The 21,976-nt window shown below is 41.6% G+C and carries 22 protein-coding genes; 5 read left to right on the top strand and 17 right to left on the bottom strand.

Annotation, left to right across the window (positions count from 1 at the left end):
* Positions 1–10: 10 nt before the first annotated feature.
* Positions 11–2,143, top strand: a complete 2,133-nt coding sequence (locus tag J3455_RS13160; RefSeq protein ID WP_349561884.1) for a TonB-dependent receptor — start codon at positions 11–13, stop codon at positions 2,141–2,143.
* A gap of 227 nt (positions 2,144–2,370) precedes the next feature.
* Here the strand turns inward: J3455_RS13160 and J3455_RS13155 are convergent, their stop codons facing one another.
* Complete coding sequence (locus J3455_RS13155; protein ID WP_287204736.1) at positions 2,371–3,228, bottom strand: AraC family transcriptional regulator; 858 nt, start codon at positions 3,226–3,228, stop codon at positions 2,371–2,373.
* A gap of 499 nt (positions 3,229–3,727) precedes the next feature.
* Positions 3,728–3,874 carry a DUF2986 domain-containing protein gene (locus tag J3455_RS13150; protein ID WP_167658006.1) on the bottom strand — a complete coding sequence of 49 codons (147 nt, stop codon included), beginning with the start codon at positions 3,872–3,874 and terminating at the stop codon, positions 3,728–3,730.
* Between the two features lie 156 nt (positions 3,875–4,030).
* Between J3455_RS13150 and J3455_RS13145 the strand changes: the two genes are divergently transcribed.
* Positions 4,031–5,521, top strand: a complete 1,491-nt coding sequence (locus J3455_RS13145) for a dipeptidase (protein ID WP_130050952.1) — start codon at positions 4,031–4,033, stop codon at positions 5,519–5,521.
* Positions 5,522–5,588: 67 nt separating this feature from the next.
* Here the strand turns inward: J3455_RS13145 and J3455_RS13140 are convergent, their stop codons facing one another.
* From J3455_RS13140 to yghU, 8 genes are all read right to left on the bottom strand, one after another.
* Positions 5,589–6,380 carry a putative porin gene (locus J3455_RS13140; protein WP_167658005.1) on the bottom strand — a complete coding sequence of 264 codons (792 nt, stop codon included), beginning with the start codon at positions 6,378–6,380 and terminating at the stop codon, positions 5,589–5,591.
* Positions 6,381–6,547: 167 nt separating this feature from the next.
* Positions 6,548–6,976, bottom strand: a complete 429-nt coding sequence (locus J3455_RS13135; protein ID WP_167658004.1) for an OsmC family protein — start codon at positions 6,974–6,976, stop codon at positions 6,548–6,550.
* Between the two features lie 89 nt (positions 6,977–7,065).
* The gene (locus J3455_RS13130; protein ID WP_130050955.1) at positions 7,066–7,218 is read right to left on the bottom strand and encodes a DUF2256 domain-containing protein; all 153 of its coding nucleotides are present in this window, start codon (positions 7,216–7,218) and stop codon (positions 7,066–7,068) included.
* The gene (locus J3455_RS13125; protein WP_297330882.1) at positions 7,208–8,704 is read right to left on the bottom strand and encodes a cryptochrome/deoxyribodipyrimidine photo-lyase family protein; all 1,497 of its coding nucleotides are present in this window, start codon (positions 8,702–8,704) and stop codon (positions 7,208–7,210) included. Before J3455_RS13125 ends, J3455_RS13130 begins: the two co-directional genes overlap by 11 nt.
* A gap of 133 nt (positions 8,705–8,837) precedes the next feature.
* Positions 8,838–9,437, bottom strand: coding sequence for an FMN-dependent NADH-azoreductase (locus J3455_RS13120; RefSeq protein WP_349561883.1), 600 nt, complete (start codon positions 9,435–9,437; stop codon positions 8,838–8,840).
* A gap of 296 nt (positions 9,438–9,733) precedes the next feature.
* A complete protein-coding gene (locus J3455_RS13115; protein WP_130050958.1) occupies positions 9,734–10,120 on the bottom strand; it encodes a hypothetical protein in 387 nt (128 codons plus the stop codon).
* Positions 10,121–10,180: 60 nt separating this feature from the next.
* Positions 10,181–11,479, bottom strand: coding sequence for an MFS transporter (locus tag J3455_RS13110; RefSeq protein WP_167657999.1), 1,299 nt, complete (start codon positions 11,477–11,479; stop codon positions 10,181–10,183).
* 36 nt (positions 11,480–11,515) lie between these two features.
* Positions 11,516–12,355, bottom strand: a complete 840-nt coding sequence (yghU, locus tag J3455_RS13105) for a glutathione-dependent disulfide-bond oxidoreductase (protein ID WP_130050960.1) — start codon at positions 12,353–12,355, stop codon at positions 11,516–11,518.
* Positions 12,356–12,466: 111 nt separating this feature from the next.
* Between yghU and J3455_RS13100 the strand changes: the two genes are divergently transcribed.
* Both J3455_RS13100 and J3455_RS13095 read left to right on the top strand, forming a co-directional pair.
* A complete protein-coding gene (locus J3455_RS13100; RefSeq protein ID WP_130050961.1) occupies positions 12,467–12,841 on the top strand; it encodes a SpoIIAA family protein in 375 nt (124 codons plus the stop codon).
* 8 nt (positions 12,842–12,849) lie between these two features.
* Positions 12,850–13,869: an endonuclease/exonuclease/phosphatase family protein gene (locus J3455_RS13095; protein ID WP_349561882.1), complete on the top strand. Its 1,020-nt coding sequence runs from the start codon at positions 12,850–12,852 to the stop codon at positions 13,867–13,869.
* Between the two features lie 18 nt (positions 13,870–13,887).
* Here J3455_RS13095 and J3455_RS13090 read toward each other — a convergent pair whose 3' ends face one another.
* On the bottom strand, positions 13,888–14,478 hold the full coding sequence (locus tag J3455_RS13090) for a rhomboid family intramembrane serine protease (RefSeq protein WP_349561881.1): 591 nt from the start codon (positions 14,476–14,478) through the stop codon (positions 13,888–13,890).
* Positions 14,479–14,576: 98 nt separating this feature from the next.
* Entirely contained in the window at positions 14,577–15,263 is a 687-nt protein-coding gene (locus J3455_RS13085) for a type 1 glutamine amidotransferase domain-containing protein (RefSeq protein WP_167657996.1), read from the bottom strand.
* Between the two features lie 134 nt (positions 15,264–15,397).
* Here J3455_RS13085 and J3455_RS13080 point away from each other — a divergent pair, with 134 nt between their 5' ends.
* On the top strand, positions 15,398–16,309 hold the full coding sequence (locus tag J3455_RS13080) for a LysR family transcriptional regulator (RefSeq protein ID WP_286259058.1): 912 nt from the start codon (positions 15,398–15,400) through the stop codon (positions 16,307–16,309).
* On the opposite strand, the gene J3455_RS13075 is transcribed toward J3455_RS13080, so the two are convergent.
* From J3455_RS13075 to J3455_RS13055, 5 genes are all read right to left on the bottom strand, one after another.
* Positions 16,306–17,043, bottom strand: coding sequence for a dienelactone hydrolase family protein (locus J3455_RS13075; protein ID WP_256854618.1), 738 nt, complete (start codon positions 17,041–17,043; stop codon positions 16,306–16,308). The two genes, J3455_RS13080 and J3455_RS13075, sit on opposite strands and share 4 nt — an antisense overlap.
* 85 nt (positions 17,044–17,128) lie before the next feature.
* Positions 17,129–18,352, bottom strand: a complete 1,224-nt coding sequence (locus J3455_RS13070) for a glycerophosphodiester phosphodiesterase family protein (protein WP_239977503.1) — start codon at positions 18,350–18,352, stop codon at positions 17,129–17,131.
* 35 nt (positions 18,353–18,387) lie between these two features.
* The gene (locus J3455_RS13065) at positions 18,388–19,245 is read right to left on the bottom strand and encodes a carboxylate/amino acid/amine transporter (RefSeq protein WP_130050968.1); all 858 of its coding nucleotides are present in this window, start codon (positions 19,243–19,245) and stop codon (positions 18,388–18,390) included.
* Positions 19,246–19,334: 89 nt separating this feature from the next.
* On the bottom strand, positions 19,335–21,473 hold the full coding sequence (locus J3455_RS13060; RefSeq protein WP_349561878.1) for a M3 family metallopeptidase: 2,139 nt from the start codon (positions 21,471–21,473) through the stop codon (positions 19,335–19,337).
* A 217-nt stretch (positions 21,474–21,690) separates the two neighbouring features.
* Entirely contained in the window at positions 21,691–21,900 is a 210-nt protein-coding gene (locus J3455_RS13055; RefSeq protein WP_054561957.1) for a hypothetical protein, read from the bottom strand.
* Between the last annotated feature and the right edge of the window lie 76 nt (positions 21,901–21,976).

The raw sequence follows: 21,976 nt of genomic DNA, 5'->3' as shown, positions 1-21,976 counted from the left end.
TAAAAGAGTTATGAACACGCAATCTTCTCGTCCTGGTTTTTTATTTTCTAAAATTGCTGCAGCACTTAGCTGTGTTTTAAGTATTTCTGCCTTTGCTGATGATTCTATTGAAGTGATAGAAGTGCAAGGTCACGCCCAAAATAACCATCAATTAGTTGGCTCTGCTGACTCATTACTGAAAGATTTAGGTGTTGATTTTTCAGCAGCCGGAGGTGTGTCTAACTTGCCGGTGATGAACGGCATGATGGGAGATAGAGTTAAAGTTTTAGTTGATGGTGCTGATGTCACAGCAGCGTGTGCTAACCAAATGAACCCGCCACTCTCTTATGTGTCGGCAAACCAAATTGCCTCATATAGTGTTGTTGCTGGTGTATCACCGGTAAGCAGTGGCGGTGATAATATTGCTGGTGTTATCAGGGTAAATACGATTGCCCCTGAATTTAGTGATACAGACTCAGTTAACTGGCGTGCTGGCTATGTTACTGCCCAGTATAAGAGCGTTAACGACAGCCAAGCATACGCCCTAGGTGCAAGCCTTGCTAGCAAACAGTTTAGCTTGTCTTACCAAGGTAGCTTTGAAGATGCTAACAGTTATGATGATGGCCATGGTGAGCGTGTACTTGATACCTTATATCGAGTGCAAAATCATGCTTTAACGGGCGCTATTCGTGATGATAAACAACAGCTTGTAATTAAGTTGACGCATCAAAAAATTCCTTACCAAGGCTTTCCTAATCAATACATGGATATGACCGATAACACCAGCTATGGTTTCGTTGCTCAGTATCAACGTGAGCTTGAAAATGGTGATTTGCAGGTGCAAGTGAATGCGCATGATGTAAAACACGAAATGGGTTTTTTCAGTAATGAGAAAACCGGCATGATGCCAATGAATACCGATGCACAAGATTACAGTTATCAAATTCACTGGCGCACTGATTTATCAAAACAGTCTTCACTAATGATAGGGCAAGAATACTACGGTTATCGAATTGATGATTGGTGGCCAGCGGTTGCAGGGTCAATGATGATGGGCCCAAATGAATACGTAAACATTAATGATGGCAAACGTGACCGCCTTGCGGCATTTGCTGAGTATCAAAACCAAGTAAACCAAGCATGGTGGGTATCGGCAGGTGTTCGTGTTGAGCAAGTAACCACAGATACTGGCGAAGTGCAGGCTTATAACGAAGGTGGTATGGGCGGCATGGGTCATATGGGATCGATGATGGATATGTCAAAAACCGATGCCCAAGCTGCGATGGAGTTTAACCAATTAGACCGTAAACGTGACGACACTTTAGTTGATATTAGCTTACTTGCTCGCTATCAATTATCGAACAACGATGAGCTGCAATTTGGTTTAGCTCGTAAAAATCGCGCACCCAATTTATATGAGCGTTATAGCTGGGGTGTCGGCACGATGGCAACCACCATGATTGGTTGGTTTGGCGATGGTAACGGTTATATTGGTAACCCAGATTTAGAAGCCGAAACAGCCCACACATTAAGCTCTAGCTACACCAAATTAGCCAAAGACGATAGCTGGCAAGTAACGGCAAATGTTTGGTACACGCAAGTAAATGATTATATTGATGCTGAAGTTACTAAGAGCTTTAATCGCACCGACATGGCGCATACTAAGCGTAATATTCTTACTTTCACGAACCTAGATGCGACACTTTACGGTGCAAAACTGGCGGGCCTGATTGAACTTTACAACACAAAGCAAGCAGGAAAGTGGCAGCTAAAAGGCTCACTAACCAGTACTCATGGCGAACGTGATGATAGCAATGAAGACTTATATCAAATTATGCCACTGCACACTGAGCTGAGCCTAGAGCACGAATACAAAGGCTGGCAAAACGCACTGAGCTGGCAGTGGGTTGATAGTAAAACTAATGTTGATGAGCGTCGTTTAGAAAACCAAACCGACAGCTATCAGCTATTGGCTATTTCAAGCCAGAAAACGTGGCAAAATTTAACCTTTAAGTTAGCAATTACCAACTTACTTGATGAATACTACCAACAGCCACTTGGCGGTGTAAGTATTGCTAATTATAAGCAAGATATGAGTAATGGCTTTGAGCAACTTGCAGGACAAGGCCGCTCGTATAATGCCAGTGTGAGTTATAGGTTTTAGGGAAGGGAGTTAGCGAGTTGCTAGGGGAAAGAGAGCTGTCAGCTATCAGCCGTCAGCTTTCAGATTAAAAACCAGAGTTTCTAGTTACGAGAGTAAAGTTAGCGAGTCAGGTCACGTGTCCGATAAAAATGTGAAATAAGCTGTCGTAGGCGTGAAATTTATTTCGCGCGTTATCTTTTTATATTGCGCGATATAAAATCGCGCCTACAATATCTCGCAACTCGCAATCATTTTATCGGCAAATATATATCCGTTTGCAGGTCACATTCATCTACCTCATGGATGAGGTTGAGGTAATGAAAAAAGCAAGGGAAGTCTCGGACCTCTTCGCCACTTTGCACCAGCCATTCACGGTATAAGTAGTAAACTGTATCGCTAATGGTGTCATGAGAGCCATTATGACGTACTACTGCACAGCGTCCTGCTGGGATTTCACCATTACGCACGCCTTGCGGGTTTTCAGTAATCGGTGAGGTGATACTGCCTGCAAAGTCAAAACGAAATGCATGGTCTTCAGTCGTTGCCGGATCGCTATATGGGATCCCATAAGTATTACTCGTTTTAACGGGTGAAAAGCCTGACTCTTTGCGCCACTCAATAAATTGTGCAGCGGTATTCATAAGGGTATTTGCAGCGCCTTGGTGGGTAAGTAACGCCACAGGCTGTGCTTTAAAATCAACAATGTTTACGTTCATAGGGCAAACCTTTTTATCGGGTAATGAAAATTCAAACTGTGTGTGCCAATTAGGCCAGTTTGGTTTGCTTCTGAATTCGCTTGGAGACTGCTTAAATGTGCGCTTAAAAGCACGGCTAAATGCTTCTGGGCTATCAAATTGCGCCTCTAATGCAACATCAATAATTTTAAGTTGATGCTCAAATGCAAGTCGAAATGAGGCCCGCTTTAAGCGCGCAAGTTGCGCATATTTGGTGACACTTAGGCCAACCCCCGCGACAAATAAACGATGAAAATGATATTTCGAGCAACATGCCACCTCACTCAGTGTCTCCAGTGATAAAGGTTCATCAAGATGCTGACTAATATAGTCACAGACTAGCTCAATGCGTTGTTGTTGCCTCGTTTTCATAGTTACTCGTTAATGCTTTTCAGAAGTGAGGCCAGTTTGCCATGGCCCCTAAGTCGTTACCTGATTGAAATTGCGCATTTTGCTTAACATTTACGAATTGTAGCAGGTGCTTTTAAGCCAGAGAAAGCGTTAGAAGCTCCTTGAAAAAATCAGGGTAAGATAATTGAATAAATACTTTTTTATCTAGAGCGCAACGCTTTTTATTCTCTTTATGGGGTTTAGTGTTTCTTTGTGTAGCGCGAAGCGCCTCTTAATCTCTTTGTGCAAATAAATGCCTTGAAGAAGCGTGAAGTTTATTTCGCGTTAAAACAAATTGCACAAAGAGAAATGAATGAGAAGACAATGAGGGGAAACAATTGATTACTTGTTATTTTCTCTAAAGCGCAGCGCCTCTTAACCTCTTTGTGCAAATAAATGTCTTGAAGAAGCGTGAAGTTTATTTCGCGTGTTGCGCGATGTAAAATCGCGCCTACAATCTTACCGCTGACCGCTAGGTATTTTAACTTTCCTGCTCAGTTTCTTGCTGTGCTAATTTATCGCGTTCTGCTTTTGAGATGTATGCCGGTTTATTGCTTTTATGCAATTTTGCATTGGCGCGCTTATCTTTTTGCTTAAGTTTAGTGAAGATCTTTTTTCTGCGGTTCATGAGTCTAACAAACGAATTAATAGGGTGAGTGGCTATTGTACCTTGTTGGTATTTTTAAGCGATCTATTTTGCTTGAATTAGAGATGTTATGTCGGCGTTATAAGCGTTACAATCAAGGCGACTTTCTAAAAACCTTCTTAAACTCTGGAGCTTATCTTGAAACATTCATTACTTGCTGCATTTTTATTAAGTGCTTTCTCTAGTCAGGCAGCTGTGTCTGAGCAAAGTGAAAAGCTGGCTAACTACGCGGTAGAGCAATATCAACAAGCGCAAATTCATACCTTAGAGAATTTAGTTTCGTACCCAACAGTGAATAAAGAAGGTCTAGCGACTCCTGATAACCCTGATTTCATTGGCTTTAAGTCGTTCTTAAAAATGAAAGCGGCGCAGTTTGGTTTTGATTACCAAGATTTAGGCTACACAGTATTAATTGGCATGGGTAACCAAGCTGACAAAGTAACCATAGTAACCCATGGTGATGTGCAGCCAGCAGATGCCAGTAAATGGCAGCAAAGTCCATTTAAAATGGATAAAACCTCTGAGCCAGGAAAGCTAATTGCACGTGGTACAGAAGATGACAAAGGTGCAATTGCGACTGCACTGCATGCAATGAAGGCGATTAAAGACAACGGCATTACTTTAAATAACCGTATTGAATTAATGGTTTACCTCGCAGAAGAATCTGATTGGGCACCACTCGAAGAGTTCATGAAAACCTATCAGCAACCTAAATATGCTGTCACTATTGATGCTTCATACCCTGTGGTTGTTGCAGAAAAAGGCTGGAGCTTAATTGCGCCGACTTTCTCAGCAACCTCAGCACAAACAGGTTTATATGTCAGTGACTTAAAAGGCGGCGCCTTTGTTAGCCAAATCCCTGAAGATGCCAGTGTGTTAGTGCATAACGCTGATGCGGCGACTGTGGCTAAATTACACGATAATGTCGCTAAGCTTAAAAACGTCAAAGTGGCGATGACTGAGCAAGCAAATGGTTTGTTAGTGAAAGTGAAGGGGATTTCAGCGCATTCATCGGAGCCAGAAGCGGGTGAAAATGCGATTGCTCACCTTGCTGAAATCTTCAAAGGCATCGATCTTGAGAACAATAGCGATGGTCAAGCAATTGAGTTTATCAATCAGCTAATTGGTCTTGATTTATATGGCGCGCAATTCGGTGAAATCGGTTACAAGCATGACTTTATGGGTCCGATGACCGTTTCGCCAACTTTATTAAGCCGCGACGGTAACGACATTAAACTGTCGATTAATATGCGTCGTCCAGTGGGTAAACAAGAAACCGTGCTTAGGCAGCAAATTAATGAAGCGCTTAGTGCTTGGCAAACCACGAATAATGTCACGTTAAAAGACACTAAAGTGGTAATTGGTACGCCAATGCTGTTAGATGGTGCGCCTCATGCAGAAGCGCTACTCGATATCTTTAAGCACTTTACCGGCGATAAAGACGCGGGCTTTGTATCAATCGGTGGTGGCACAAATGCTAAGCTATTTGATAATGCGGTGTCATTCGGTCCATCAATGCCAGGTAAAAAGTACACAGGCCACTCAGAGCATGAGTTTATTACTGAAGAGCAGTTAGCACTGAACTTAAAGATGTACACTGCAATGATGATGAAGCTAGGTAATATGTAATTCTACATACTAATAAACGCCACTTTTAAAGTGGCGTTTTTGTTTAAAACTGTTGATTCATTCCAGTTTAAAACTGGGCAACAAACTTAAGGTTATAAAGTTCAGCAGAGCCGCTTTCAGTGTAATTCGCGGTTAAATAATAGCGATCGTTAATAAAGTACTTACCTTGTAAAACGAGTTCAGAGTCATCCAACCCTGCACCTATGGCATAGTGATCGCCGAAGTAGTAGCTGATCATGGCATTGCTTGCTGATTCATAAAGGCTGTCTTGGTGGCCAACATCGACGGTAATGTAATGGCTGCCGCTTAAATGATTAAAGTATCTGGCAGAGACATTCCAAACGTCGAGTTCATCATCTGTTTCTGCGCTAAAACCAAGGTAATCCTTATCGTTGATTTGGAGGTTATACTGGGCTTTTAAGCGAAAATAATCATCACCATATTCACGCACATCCCTATTTACAGAGACTTTTAAGGCATCAATAAATAAGTAGCCTATTCCTAAGGTATAGTCATCAGTATCATCAACATCGTAAATTTCACCTGTAACAAACCAATTTTTATAATAACCTTCACCAAACATGCCAAGATAATCAGTGTAATCGCTATTAAAGTAATTCACTCGGATGTTTGAATCTGTATCTAGGTAGCCATAATCATCGAGCACACCCGAGCTCTGCTGCTCCTCAAAGTAGTAATGGCTCACTAATTGGTAAGCATTAAAACTATATCTGTTATTCTCGATGTGCGTATAGTCGATACTATTGAACCATTGTTTATTTACTTGTTGTTCTGTTGCGATTGAGCAGCTTGAATAAGCAAGTGTTGCAAGAGCAATAGGGGCTAGTTGTTTAAACATACATATCCTTGTTGTATTTGGTTTTGTTTCAGAAACATAATACAACAAGCTGGTATTTACATTGTAATAAAGTGTTGTGGGTTTGTAAGAGTCGCATACCTAATCGCCATAATACTTAATTAAGCATATTGGTATGAAAAGGCCAAGCAACGCTTGGCCAAGTGTGATTAATTAAGCTTTGTGGTGAGTGATATTTCGGCATTCATCAGTTTAGAAATAGGGCAGCCCTGCTTGGTTTGCTCGCAAAGTTGCTCAAACTTTTCGGTCGAAATTTCAGTTATTTTCGCGCTGACATCAAGTGCAATGTGGCTCACTTCGAAGCCGTCATCAACTTCATCAAGGCTCACTGTTGCTTTGGTAGTTATGTCGTCAGCGACAAAGCCTGCTTCTGTTAATGCCAGCGATAGCGCCATGCTAAAACAGCTACTGTGTGCCGCTGCAACCAGTTCTTCAGGGTTAGTACCTGGCTTATCTTCAAAGCGAGTATTAAAACCAAATGGCTGTTTATCAAGCGCACCGCTTTGACTAGAAATATAGCCTTTGCCAGATTTAATATCACCAGACCAACTCGTATGTGCAGATTTTTTAATCGTCATTGTCATCTCCTTTGTAAATTTTTTCGGCTACCGTGAAAGGCTTTCAGGGTTTTGTGCCGAAAACTGTGAGTTAACGATATAAGTGCAACTTAAACGCCAATATTTCTTTTCGCTTCGCGCTTGCAACGCTCAGAGCAGTATTTAACATGCTCCCAGTCACGCTGCCACTTTTTACGCCACCTAAATGGCCTGTCACAAACTGGGCAAGTTTTGCTTGGTAAATTAAGCTTTTTATGAACCATGCTGTTGCCTTTTAAGGCTTGTAACATGCTGGCGTAGTACGGCTTCTGTGCCACGCTTTACATCATCACGCTCTCGAAATGACCATAATCGCTCACGAGCATCCTTGGCAGCGCGTTCTATATCGACCATGGGCTCTGGGTAGTCCTCGCCGAGTTTAAAATTATTAAACACGGCTTCCATTGGTGGCTGTTGCCATGGCTGGTGGAGATCCTCTATGGGTAATTCTTTAAGCTCAGGGCACCAGGTTTTAATAAAAAAGCCATCAGGATCTTTGTCTTTTGATTGCTTAATTGGGTTATATAAACGAATAGTGTTAGTTCCTGTGACCGATGCTTGCATTTGGATTTGTGGGTAGTGAATACCCGGCTCAAAATCTAAAAAATAACGCGATAAAATAAAGCTGACTGATTGCCAATGGATATTCATATGATGGGTCATAAAACTCACTAACATAGCGCGCATTCGAAAGTTAATGTAACCCGTTGCTGCTAGACAACGCATGCAAGCATCAATAATAGGAATACCTGTTTGACCTTGCTCAAAGCGCTTTAAGTGCTCTGCAACGAGTTCATCATCGCGATAAGGGTAACGCAGGTAGCCTGCATTTTGCGGTGCAAACTCCATACTGCATTGAGTTTCGAACTTTTGCATAAAATGACAATGCCAATGAAGCCTAGACTCAAAAGCATGTAATGAACGACGCCAGCTTCTTGGTTGCTTGGGGAGGTAATACTTTAATGTCTGATAAACTTGTCTCAGACTTAAATTTCCCCATGCTAAATAAGGAGAGAGCCTAGAGCATGCATACCTACTTTGTGATGGGCTGGAAATTCCTTTTTGATAACCTGCAGCACGACTTTCGATAAAACTCCTCAGGGTAGCTCTAGCAGCATGAGGTCCGCCATATTGAAAATATTTATCATGGGATGCTAATTTATTTATGTAGTTCGGTATTTGATATTTTTTAGGTAGTATTGCTTTAAACTTGAGCCAGTCAGGGTTATCAAGGGATTCATTCATCACTGTGTGCCAGTGATCTTGCCAGTCACATTGTTTGGGACGAGCTCTAATTACACCGCCCAGAGGTGTTTCATTCCATGTAATTGCTCTTTTTTCAAGCCAATGCCTAACATCTTTGTCTCTGTTGTAGGTGTTTAGTAGGCCAATTTCTTGATGACTGTATACGGTCTTTATTTCAAATTCATCATTAAGTGTTTTAAATAAACTGATCATTTCTTGATTATAAATAGCAACTTGAGTCTGATACTTTTTAAGTTGTTTATTCATATCGACTAATGACTGATAAACAAAGCGCCAATGTCTTAAGCTGTAATGAGGGTCTTCAATCAGCAAAGGCTCGAAGTTATAAACTAACAAGCAAGGGAGATCAGATTGTACTGCTTTGGCAAGAGGTGTGTGATCAGAAAACCTTAAATCACGCTTGAACCACACTATATTAATTGCTTGTTTTTTTAAATTACTCATGACTATTGCTACTTTTAACTTCTGAGCAGCAATACGGGTTATAAAGCGTTTTAGATTACTAAGAGTTGAGTACAGATAATAATAAAGCGGTCATGATGACCGCTTTATTGCTTAGCTTTAAGGTATTGGCGTTTTAGATTGAAGCAGCGAAAGATTTAATCTCATTTGCCGCCGTTTCTAAGCTTTCCTCTGCGCCCGGCATCGCTAAGCCTTCAGCATAAATAAAGTTAACATCTGTCATACCCACAAAACCAAGTACATCTTTTAAGTATTTAGTTTGTGTATCCATGTCGGTGCCTTGATAGATACCACCACGCGCTGCAAGTACTACGACTTTCTTGTCCGTAATTAAACCCACAGGTCCTTGCTCAGTGTATTTAAATGTAATACCAGCACGGGCAATACGATCAACCCAAGCTTTAAATGTTGATGGAATACCAAAGTTATACATTGGCATACCAATAACGATAAGTTCGTTATCGTTAAGTTCAGCGATTAAATCGTCAGAAATTGCAGCAAGGGCTTTTTGCTCATCGCTACGTTCATTTGCATCAGTCATCCAAGCAGCCATTTCTGTCTGCGTTAAGTGGGCAATCGCATTGTCGCTTAAATCGCGAGTTGTTACTGAAATTTGTTGGTTGTTAGCAAGCTGCTCAACAAATTGTTGGCTAAGCTTGGTTGAATTACCTTGTTCACCATTTAAAGATGAATTTAACACAAGTACTTTTTTCATCATGTCACCTAAGAAAACTGAAGTTGTGCAGTCATTATAATTAGCAATAAATAAATTAATAATGCTATTAATCGAGTGGTTTATTCGTTTTAAACGAATGAATGGGGTGGGTTAGTTTTTAGGCTGCTTTTCATAGCTGTGAAATAGAACTTGGAACAGGCTTTATAAAGTAAATATATTAGCCAATTAAACTTTATAGCGGGGGTTACCACCTTTTACATCAGCTAAATTGTTTAAAACTAATAGAGAAAAGGCGACCTAGGTCGCCTTTTTTAATTACTGATTCTGCGTCAATTTTATTTATAGGCTAATTCAGCGTCAATATTGCGCATTAAGTTGGTAACCCAGTTAATGTATTGGCGGTGAATCTTTTCACCATTGTAATCTAGGTTTATCGAATCTTTGTAATCAATAGAGTATTCTTGCTCGTTAAACGTAATATCAACACGTAATTGATGTTTACGAATATCAAGTTTACCTAAGATTTGACCTTCGGCATTTGAACGACATGTCCAGCCTAGTTTCATGCATGCTTTTAAAATATTGGTTTTGATACTTTCAAGGTCATGTTGGCCAGAGGCCATTTGCGGTACAGGGTTAGCGTCAAAGTTACGAATAGGCACACTGGTGCTACAAGCAGAAAGTGTAAGTAGCGTAAGAAGTGCAAAAGCTGCCTTTTTCATAGTAAATCCTTTTTATGGGAACAAAATTAGCGCGATTATGCGCTTTTTTTAAGGCAGGATCTAGACATCAGGCAAAAACCACGCACTGATAGCACCAACTAAGCCTAAGATACTGTAGAAAAAAATCAACTCAGCAGTTGTTAAATAGCTATTTAGTAAGCCGACACTACCGAGTAATAATAATATAACCCCAATCACCGTATTACTGACGGAAACATAGTCAGTACGCTTGTTACCTTCAGCCATATCAACAAGGTAGGTTTTACGCCCAAGTCGAACCCCTTGATGAGCTACTGTGAGTAAAAAATAACATAGTGGTAATAGCCAGAACTCATTGAGCGTTTGTGGGCTGAAATAAGCAACTAAATACACCGCGAAGCCATTAACAGTAACAAGCATAGCAGCAAACATTAATACTTTACGGCTCGATAAATCACTTAGTCGACCCCAAATAGGCGCAGAGACTAAACTGGCAAGCCCAGAAAGTGCCATAAATGTAGCAAGCAATGAAAAGTCGAAAGCTTGTTCACTGGCAAGGACAATATAAAAAGGTGCACTCAAAGCAGAGCATAACAACAATGCTCGCGTGACAATAAAATGTGCAAATTGCTTATCTTGATAAAGCAGTTTTAATTTTGATAAGGCATGTAATAAGCCGTTTTCAGCGCCTTCGGTTGCGCCTTTGTATTCTTGAATACGACTATAACTGAGTGCTGCAAACAACCACATCAAAGCAGCCAACATTAATGCGACATAAACCCCATTTTCATAGCCAAGGCTTTGTAGGTACCACAGGCCAAGACCAAAGGTGAGCGTCGCAAACCCGGCAAAACTGGCAGCAAGACCGCTAATGCTGCCGCGTTGTTGTTTAGGAATAACCTTGCCCAGTACATCTTTTGCGGCAATCGAGTTAAAGCCGCGAGCGAGGCTAAAGACAATCAAAATAGCAATGATAGCAAAACCAGCACTTGCGCCTTGTAAGGTCAAAGCACAAACTAGCATGCCAACAATACATAAAGCTTGCACAATCGCACCAATCACCCACACCCACTTTCTGACCGATAGCTGACGAATTAAACTTGCAATTGCCAGTTGTGGCAGCATTGAACCAGACTCACGGATAGGCACAAGCCATGCTATAAAACTAGTTGGTACATTAATGCTTTGTAAAAGCCAAGGCAGGGTTACTTTTGGGTTTAATAGAGCATCGGCAAATTTACTGAATAGCTGGCTAACTAATAAGGTAATAAAATTGCCGGGTACTACCTTACAAGCTGCTTCATCAATTGCCTTACAAGCACGGGCATCTTCAGTGTTACTGAGGCGTTGGTAAATGTCTTCTTTGCTGAGTTTATTCATGTGGTTTAAAGTTATAAAAAAGGGCTAGTAAAGCCCTTAAAAATCATCCTTAGAGTGACGCTCAGCTAGTTGCTCAGTTTCATCACCCCATGTTTTATTGACTCTGCGACCACGTTTTACCGCAGGGCGACGCTCAATTTGTTTCGCCCAGCGAAGAACATGGCTGTATGACTCAACATCTAAGAACTCAGCTGCATCATATAGGTTACCAAGCACTAAATTGCCATACCAAGGCCAAATCGCTATATCAGCAATCGAATATTCGCTACCTGCCATGTAGTCATGGTCGCTCAAATGACGGTTTAGTACATCTAACTGGCGTTTAACTTCCATAGTAAAGCGATCTATCGGGTACTGCATTTTGAAAGGCGCGTAACTATAAAAGTGACCGAAGCCACCGCCTAAATAGGGGGCAGAACCCATTTGCCAAAATAACCAATTACGACATTCTGTTTTACTGGCATGATCGCTTGGTATTAGAGAATCAAACTTTTCTGCCAGGTATTGTAAAATTGCGCCTGACTCAAACACGCGCGTAACGGGTGTAGTACTGTGATCCATTAAGGCTGGAATTTTTGAATTAGGGTTAACACTCACAAACCCTGAAGAGAATTGATCACCATCGCCAATTTTAATTAAAAATGCATCGTAGTCGGCTTCATCAATACCAAGCTCTAATAGCTCTTCGAGCATGATAGTCACTTTTTGGCCATTCGGTGTCGCAAGAGAGTAGAGTTGAAGATCATGTTTACCAACGGGCAAGTCTTGCTCGTGGGTCGCACCTGAGACCGGACGATTCGTCTTCGCCCATTCACCACCGTTTTCTGCATCCCATTGCCACACTTTAGGTGGCGTATAACTGTCGGTATTACTCATTGAAACTCCTAAATTGTGCTTTAATGAATGTCATTACGAGACTACCATCCTAGTTGATCAGATAGATCAAGGGAAGTACAGTTATTAATTATGAATAATAAGGAGGATGACATGAAAAAGCATGGTTTAGCTATAGGGCTTGAGCGAACAGGTACGACTTTTTATCTCACTATTAAAGTGGTGGGTAAGTTAACGCACGACGATTACAAAACCCTCACCCCTCTCATTGATAATGCAGTAGCCGCAGTCCCAGGTGCAAAAATAAGAGCCTATGTTGATATTACTGAACTAGAAGGCTGGGAGTTGCAAGCCGCTTGGGATGACTTCAAATTGGGGCTTAAACACAACAAAGAATTTTGCCGTATTGCAGTGCTTGGCAACAAAAACTGGCAACAAGTGGCAAGTAAAGTGGGCAACTGGTTTATTAGTGGCGAAGTGAAATATTTTGAAGATCCAATTATTGCCACACAGTGGTTAGACGAATAAGGAATTGAGTGATAGAAAACTATCAATTAAAGGTCGCGACGTTTAATTTATATAATTATTTAGCGCCACCTGACGCATTTTATGATTTTCAGCGAATTTATAGCGCTGAGCAATGGGCTAAAAAGCAGCGCTGGTTGGCCGATTACCTTAAAAACCAGCAGCCAGATATTATTGGCTTTCAAGAAGTGTTCAGTATTAATGAACTTAAACAGCAAGTTAACGCGCAGGGTTACCCTTATTTTGCGGTAGTTGAAGAACCGACTGTGATTGATGACTTTATTTATCGCGATCCGGTCGTTGCCATTGCCTCGCGGTATAAAATTGTTGATGTAAGTCAGGTTGAGGCAGAACAAGACGATGTTTTAGCTATGGGCTTGAGTGCTCGTTTTAACTTTAGCCGCAGCATTATTCGCGCAACACTTGAGGTACCTCACTTAGGACAGGTCGATTGCTATGTGGTGCACTTTAAATCAAAGCGTAGCATGCTCCAGCACCAAGATGATGAAAGCCGCAGCGAACAGCAAAACTTAGTAATGCATTTAAAATCACAAGCTCTTGGACGCTGGGCATCGAGCATACAGCGTGGCAGTGAAGCAGCACTGATACTCGTTGAAATCATTAAACGCAGGGCGCACACCAATAACCCTGTGATTGTAATGGGGGATTTTAATAATGAGTTACACGATGGCGTGCTTAACCATTTAATCGCTGACCATCTTCGCTTTAGCGGTCATAGGCAAAATAGCCCATCTCGTTCAGAGTTTAAACTACAAGATAGTTGGCAACTCTATCAGCGCCATGTTGTCACCGAGAACGATAGAGAAGCCACCCACTATTTTGGCAGTAGCAGCTCAGTATTTGATTATATTCTGTTATCCCGTGAGTTTGATGCCGGATTTCAGGGCAGCTTTTTTGAGGTAGTTGATTATCACACCTATGATCAGCATTTAATCAACCCCCAGTTTGCCTATGATGATCAGAGTACGGATCATGGTGTCGTGATGGTGACAATGAAGTTGCGAGACTAGAAGCTCTCAGCTTTCAGTTTAAAGCTTAGGGTACTTTTGTTTATCACGCTTTGCCATAATATAACCGATGAATGCGCCGCTAATTGCGCCGAATAAATGGCTTTCGAATGAAATATGAATGCGCTGCGGGAAGACACCCCAAATCAGGCCGCTGTATAACACTACAACCGCAATACTAATTAAAATGGCTTTGAATGAGCGGTGCATAATGCCATAGCAAATTAAGTAGCCCCATAAACCGTAGATAACACCACTTAGCCCTACATGAATATTGCTGCGGCCAAATAGCCAAACTAATAAACCGCCAATAATTGCTGTACCGGCAAACACCAGCCAGAAACGTTTAACGCTAAATTGGCAAACTAGCCACCCGAGAATAGCAAATGGCACTAGGTTACTAAAAAGGTGCGCCCAGCCACCATGTAAAAATGGCGCAAAAAACACCCCTGATAGGCCTGACATTTGTCGTGGCAAAATACCTAAACCGTTTAAGTGTATGCCGGGTAGGCTATTAATTATTTGCAGTACAAGGCACACAAGCATAATGCCTAAAATTGCGAATCGTTTACTACTGATAGGAGGAAGTTTGGCAGCTTTTTTTTCAGTCATGATGAGAAGCTCTTAAATCAATTTGACCGAATGAGTATAACTTATTAAAAGTGAAGGTAAACACCTTGACGTACAAGGTATTTACCTAAGGTTTAGGGCTAACCTAATTTGGTAAGCAGTTTTTTCGCAGCAAGCTCAGAACTTGCTGGGTTTTGTCCTGTGATTAAAAGGCCATCTTCAATGGCTAGTACACCCCAATCATCGGTTTTTTGATATTGCCCGCCTTGCTTTTTGAGCTCATCTTCAACCAATAATGGTACGACATTGGTAAGCTGTACGGCATCTTCTTCAGAGTTACTAAAACCTGTGACTTTTTTATCAAATACTACAGATTTACCAGCTGAATTTTTCGCATTAAGCAGTACTGCACTGGCGTGACACACGGCACCCACTGGCTTGTCTGAGTTAAGAAATTGCTCAATTAAGTTAATCGAATCTTGGTTATCAACTAAATCCCATAAAGGGCCGTGACCACCTGGGTAGAAAACGGCATCAAAATCACCGGCTTTTACTTCATTTAATGGTTTAGTATTTGCCATTAAGGTTTGAGCTGCGCTGTCTTGTTCAAAGCGTTTAGTCGCATCAGTTGCAGCATCAGGCGCTGCGCTATTTGGATCAACTGGTGGTTGGCCACCTTTCACAGATGCTAAAGTTACCTCTGCCCCGGCATCAATAAAGGCGTAGTAGGGGGCTGCAAACTCTTCCACCCAAAAGCCCGTTTTATGGCCGGTATCGCCAAGCTCATCATGAGAAGTAAGTACCATTAAAATTTTCTTAGCTGACATAGTGAATCCCTTTTTGCTTATTAAATATCGTTAATAACACTATAGGGGCGAAAATAGAGTTAAACAACGCAGATAAATTTGACTTCATTGGTTTAATAATTGATACAATAATTCAGGTTAGATTAGGAGTCTGTATGAAAGTATCGTTCGAGCAATTAAAAAGCATGGTGGTGTTTGCCCATATTGTGCAGCAAGGCAGCTTAACTAAAGCAGCTCAACAACTAGGTTTATCAAGGGCTGTTGTCAGCTACCACTTAAAGAAATTAGAGCAACAACTAAAGCTTACGTTACTTAATCGCTCAACGCGTACCATGACCCTTACCGAAGCGGGTATAGCTTATTATGAACGTTGTCAGGCTATCACCGAGCACGCTGAGGCTGCTAACTTACATCTTGAGAACTTAAAGAGTAAACCGGTTGGGGTTATTAAGCTAAGTTGTCCGGTAAATGTTGGTTTGCAGCTTGTGGTACCTGCACTTGCTCAGTTTAGGCGTTTGTATCCGAAAATTGATATCGATTTACAGCTCAGTGATGATGTGGTTGATATCATCAAAGAGGGCTATGACTTAGCGATTAGAGGCGTAGCCCTTGAAAGCTCAAATTTACAAGCGACTAAACTAGCAAGTATGGCGACCTGCTTATGCGGCTCAGCCGATTACTTTACAAAATACCCTATACCAAAGAGCATTGCCGATTTAGCAGAGCATACATGGGTGGTGTATCAACCAAGTAGTGCTGTTGTCACGCTCGAAAAAGATAAACGCCGCTTTGAGGTGGCTGTTAGTGGTGGCATAAGAACAAATAACGCTGCTGCGCGAACTGCCTTTGTTGAAGCTGGGCATGGTTTAGCGAAGATCCCTGTTTATGATGCATTGCCAAGGATCAAAGCGGGATTACTACGCACAATATTAGATGATTATAAGACTGCTGATATTGAGCTTTATGGGGTGTTCCCGCCAGGAGCAGCGGGAAGCAAAAAATTGCGTGTGTTATTAGATTACCTAAAGGATTATTTTACTAATCAAGTTGCCACACTGACGGTTTAAATAAGCGTTCGATTAAATAAAGCAACGGCTTGTTGATACATAGTTATTGCAAGAGCTGGATCGTATCGCTCACCTTCATCACGCATAAAGGCATGTTGTGCGTTAACTTCTTGCCACTGGTAATTAATTCCTGTTGCAACAGCTTGTTGGTAAATTTTAAGGCGGCCTTCCTTTGGTACATGTGGGTCTTGCTTGCCCCAAATAAAGTGAATCTCACCTTGGATATCTGCCATGCGCTCAAATGAGTTATTCCCCTTTTGTGCTGGTAAGGTATCGCTGTGTATATCTGTCGCATATAAACAAAAAGCGGCCTTGATATTTGGGTTTAAAGCAGCACGGTACGCAAGGTGACCACCAATACATACGCCCATAGCACCAACATTTCCCGTGCAGTAATCTTGCTGAGCCGCAAATGCAATTAAAGCTTCAGTATCTGAGTCATGACTCTCAAGAGGCTTATCCCATTTGTCGGCGTTGCCTTTATCTTTACCTGCATCATCATAGGCGAGTACCGTCCCAATAGGATTTAACTCATGAAAAACTTCTGGCACTAACACAACAAAACCATGACCAGCAAGTATTGCCGCAGAGCGCGCAATCGGTGCTGTTTCTTGGAAAATCTCAGAATAGAAAATAACACACGGGTATTTACCTTCTTCTACAGGGCAATAAATACTGGTGCGCATTGCGCCTGTTTTAGTCGCTATGTCGTGGCTATGGTGCTGAATAATCATGTTAATCCTTGTAAAAAACGGTTTAGTTAATAATACCTCAGCCCCACCTTTTGGACGAGCAAAAGCCCTTGAAATTTATTGATGCTCAGCTAGCAGGGTACTGCATACAGCTTGCGTAATAAGTGAGAGTAGCAGGCCAGTCTGAGAAAATAGCCATCACACCCACTTGCTTAGCAAGAACATCTATCACATTCATCATTTGCCCATCTTGTTTAATTACGCTGGCAATCGACTGATAATAATAACCACCGCCATTATTTAATGGCCCAGAGCGCTCCAAACTCCATGTAATAATGTTCAGCCCGGCTTGTTTAGCTTTAATTGCATAAAGCGAGGGCACGATTTTACCTGATTCATCAAGGCTCAAAAGCATCCACATTGGTGGTGCGATAATGCGTATTCCGTCGTTATATAGAGTCTGCATTGAAGGCTGCCAAGTTGTTTCATCCATGGCATCAAAGTGTGCTTGCTCATCTCGGCCATCAAGGTAAATACTGTTGTTTGCAAATTCTGGATGATTGTTTAGCCAATACTTCACATCTTCAAGGTTAAATGATTGTGGATAAACATCTTGGCTATTCACCCCTAAGGCCTGATACTCATCAAGCATTTTTTGTGCATAATCTTGCTGGCTAAAACCGTTAAATGGCATGCTGACTTCTGGGCTTTTTAGCTCGGGTGTCATTTTTACACCCAGTGATTTGAATAACTCAATACTTTGCTGGTGGGTCATTACGGTACCACTGTTTGCGTATAAATCAGTGCGCCAGTTTGGTGTTCCTTGCAAATACTCTGCGACCGTTTTGGCATTTGGGTTGGAGCCATCCATTTTAGCTTTTAAGGTTAAAAATTCAGCTTCAGTGATATCGCTGGTGCAGCATTTAGCCTGAGCTGGTTGGCCGTCTTTGGCCGGGGTAAAAGGTTGGCTGCATTTTGCTGCCAGCTCAGGAATCGCTAAAATGTTGGTAGTGGTGTGTAAATCACACTGTGAATGACGGCACACGAGTTGTTTGTCTTTAGTAAAGGCAACGTCACATTCAAGTACGCCAGCGCCCATTCTCGCAGCGGCTAAATATGACTCTTTACTATGCTCAGGAAACTGCATGGGTGCGCCGCGATGACCAATTACAAAGTCAGTTTTGTAAAAAGGGCCATTACCGCATTCAGCAAGTTGCTGCTTTAACGGCCCATCAGTCATCTTGTCGATTAAATAGTAAGGCCTAGCACCCACTTGCACTGCCTGCTCCACAGGCAGGTTTTTACAGCCTTGAATAACGAAAACTAAACAACATAAAACCAGTGCGCGCATATCAGCATTCCTCTAATCGAATAGAGTTTAGCCTATCATGTCTGCGTGGCAGTTTTATTAAGTTTCTGATTTATAATAAGTGCTAATAAGATAATCGCTGCGCCGATGGCAAGCTTGATGATATCGGCATCACGGTTCCAAATAACAATGTTAACGATTATCCCAGCTGGAATTAGTAAGTTATTCATTACTGCCAGGGCACCTACATTGACTATGGTTGCCCCCTTATTCCAAGCGAAATAACCGAGCCCTGAAGCAATCGTGCCTAAGTAAATTAACACGCCCCATTGCGTCGTTGTGGTGGGTAGCTTACTAGTATTGCCAAATAAACCGTAACAAATCAGTGCGACAATTAACGCGCCAATAAAGAACCAAGCAAACACTCGAGAGTGAGGTAATTGCTCATCTTGCATTAAACGTTTGTAGGTTACTTGCCCGGTAGCAAAGCAAATATTGGCTGCCTGCACCATTAACATACCAATGAGGTAGTTCTCATCAACCCCTTCGTAACGAATAGCGACGGCGCCCAAAATAGCTAGCATTGCGGCGAATAAAAACTTGGCATTAAAACGCTTTTCAAGCAAATCATTTAACAAGGTGATGTAAAGCGGTGTCATTACCGTAAATAGCAGTACTTCGGGCACACTGAGGTACAAAAATGAATGGTAATAGAAGCTGTACATCACGCCAAGCTGTACCGCACCTATCGCCATGAGCTTGAGTGCTAGGGCCTTAGGGGTCTTACGCCATTGTAAAAATGGTAAAAATACGCAAGTTGCCAAGCCAATTCGCATTAACACACTAAACCATGCATCCACTTGGCCTGCTAAATAAACGCCAATAAGACTAAACGAAAAGGCCCAAAGCAGGGTAACAGCAAATAAGTAGGTCATGTTTGATTAATTTGTAATTTTAAAAATTGCACTATAACAAAAAGCCCGCATTAATTGCGGGCTTTCATCATTTTGCGAATAATTTTAGGTTATTCAACCAAACCTCGACGCTTTAATAACGCATCTGTTGTTGGTTTTTGACCACGGAACTCAATGTAGCTTTGCATTAAGTCGCGGCTGTTACCTTTTGATAAAATCTCTTTACGGAAATTATCACCGTTTTCACGTGTTAAACCACCTTCTTCAGTCATGTGTGCAAACGCATCAGCTGCGAACACTTCAGTCCAAAGATAAGCGTAGTACCCTGCAGAGTAACCGCCGGCAAATGTGTGGCTAAAGTAGCAAGACTTATAACGAGGTGGTACCGGGTAGTAAGCAATACCGTGCTTGTCTAACGCATCATGTTCAAACTTTTGTACGTCTGTAATGTCAGCATCAACACCAAATGAGTGCCATTCCATATCAAGTAGTGCCGCGGCTAAATATTCAGTTGTATCGAAGCCTTGGTTGAACTTTTGTGATTCTAGTACTTTTGCAAGTAACGCTTTTGGAATCGGTTCACCTGTTTTGTAGTGCTTGGCATAGTTTGCAAGTACTGTAGGTTCAATATTCCAGTCTTCATTTGCTTGTGAAGGGAATTCAACGAAATCGCGTGCTGTTGCTGTGCCCGCTAAACTTGGGTATTTTACATTAGAGAATAGACCATGTGCAGCATGACCAAACTCATGGAACATCGTAGTTACTTCAGAGAAAGTCATCAATGTTGGCTGACCTTCAGCTGGCTTAGGAATATTCTGCGCATTGTAGATCACAGGCATGGTGTCTTTTAGACCGCTTTGGCTAACATAGGCACTCATCCACGCACCACCACGTTTACCTTCACGTGCATAAGGGTCCATGTAGAATAGGCCGATAGCGCTGCCATCTTCGTTAAATACTTCAAACACCATTACGTCTTCGTGATAAACAGGTAGGTCTTTACGCTCTTTAAAGGTAATACCGTAAAGTTTATTCATCGCAAAAAATAGGCCGTCGTGGATCACTGACTGCATTTCAAAGTAAGGCTTAACTAAAGCTGGGTCTAAGTCGTACTTCTCTTGGCGAACTTTTTCAGCGTAAAACGCCCAGTCCCAAGGCTGTAGTGCAAAAGTTTCACCTGACTTTTTGATAACTTGTTGGATTTGCTCTGCTTCTGCTTCTGCTTTAGCAACCGCTTTCGGTGCTAAGTCATCAAGAATGCCGTAAACATTTTCAGTTGTTTGCGCCATACGATTAGTCATTACATACGAAGCCCAATCTTTATAACCAAGTAATGCGGCTTTTTCCGCACGTAGCTTAGTTTCTTTAATGATGATAGGGCCGTTTGTTGCTTGGGCGCGCGTTGAAGAGGTAGTCCAAATCTTTTCACGTAACTTACGGTTTTCAAGGCTTTGTAAGATAGGTTGGCGAGTCGTGTTCACAAGGGTGATCATGTAACCTTCTTTACCTGCTTTTTTGGCAGCGGCAGCTAGGCTTGCGATTTCACCTTCAGATAAACCTACTAATTCACTTTTATCTTTAACTAAAATTACATCTTCTTTGAATGATTTTAAGATGTTTTGCGAAAACTCGGTTGAAAGCTTGGCAAGCTCTGCGTTGATTTCACGCATTTTGGCTTTTTCAGCTTCAGTTAGTTTTGCACCCGCGTTAACGAACTTTTTGTAGTAGTAATCAACAAGGCGTTGATCTTCAGCATTTAAAGATGCTTTGTTGTCGTAAATGCTTTGTACGCGAGCAAATAAAGCTTTGTTTAAGTAAATGTCATCAGTGTGAGCTGACATAATCGGCGCCATTTTCGCGGCGATACGTTGGTACTCACTGTCAGAGATTAAACCTGATAAGTTAAAAAATGCCGCAGATGTGCGGTCTAATAGCTCACCAGAGAACTCCATTGCAACAAGGGTATTTTCAAATGTTGCTGGTTCTGGGTTGTTTGCAATCTTTGCAATTTCAGCTTTTTGCTGTGCGATGCCTGCTTCAAACGCTGGCTCGTAATCTTTGGTTGAAATTTTATCAAACTCAGGGGCCATGTATTGTAAAGGGCTTGGCTTGAAAAGAACGTTTTCAACATTGGCTGTTTGTGTTTCAGCGGCAGTTTCAACTTGAGTTTGAGTGTCAGCTTGCTGTGAACTACAAGCAGATAATAAAAACACACTAGCAATTGTAGTTGCTACTAAGGTCTTACGCATGAGAGCTCCAAAAATGTGGATAAATCTTTTCTAACTTATCAAATTTTTGGCTAGAAACAATCAAGTTTGTCGTTTTATTGGGGAATTTGAACGCAAATAATGACAATGAAGGGATAAAGGTGTGTAAAAAGCCATCAATTGTTTATTAATGGCTCACTTAAGTAAAAAGTGGCACTAGCTGCCAGTTTAAATCTTGTTGGTAATACATCACCATAGGTTAGTTGTAACCCAACACAAACTTTTTCTCTGAGCCAAAGCTTTCTGGCATGGCGTTGCCAAACTCTTTGTTTATTAAATTCAGTGAGTGCTCTTGCTCAGCAAGTAAGTTTAAGATGCGGTTACGGTACTCTAAACTTGATTCGAATAAGTTTAGATCAACCAAAGGTTGTAAAGTGGCAAGTTTTTGTGTGAGTGTCATTTGTGACATTGTGCTCTCCTCGTGCTATTCAAAGCCTGTGAAACCTCAAGCTCTCTCTATGTATATAGCAGCTGTAGACTAAAAT

The sequence above is a fragment of the Pseudoalteromonas sp. NFXS39 genome (assembly GCF_040148775.1).
Taxonomy (GTDB): Bacteria; Pseudomonadota; Gammaproteobacteria; order Enterobacterales; family Alteromonadaceae; genus Pseudoalteromonas; species Pseudoalteromonas apostichopi.
This window is presented reverse-complemented; position numbering and strand designations above follow the sequence as displayed.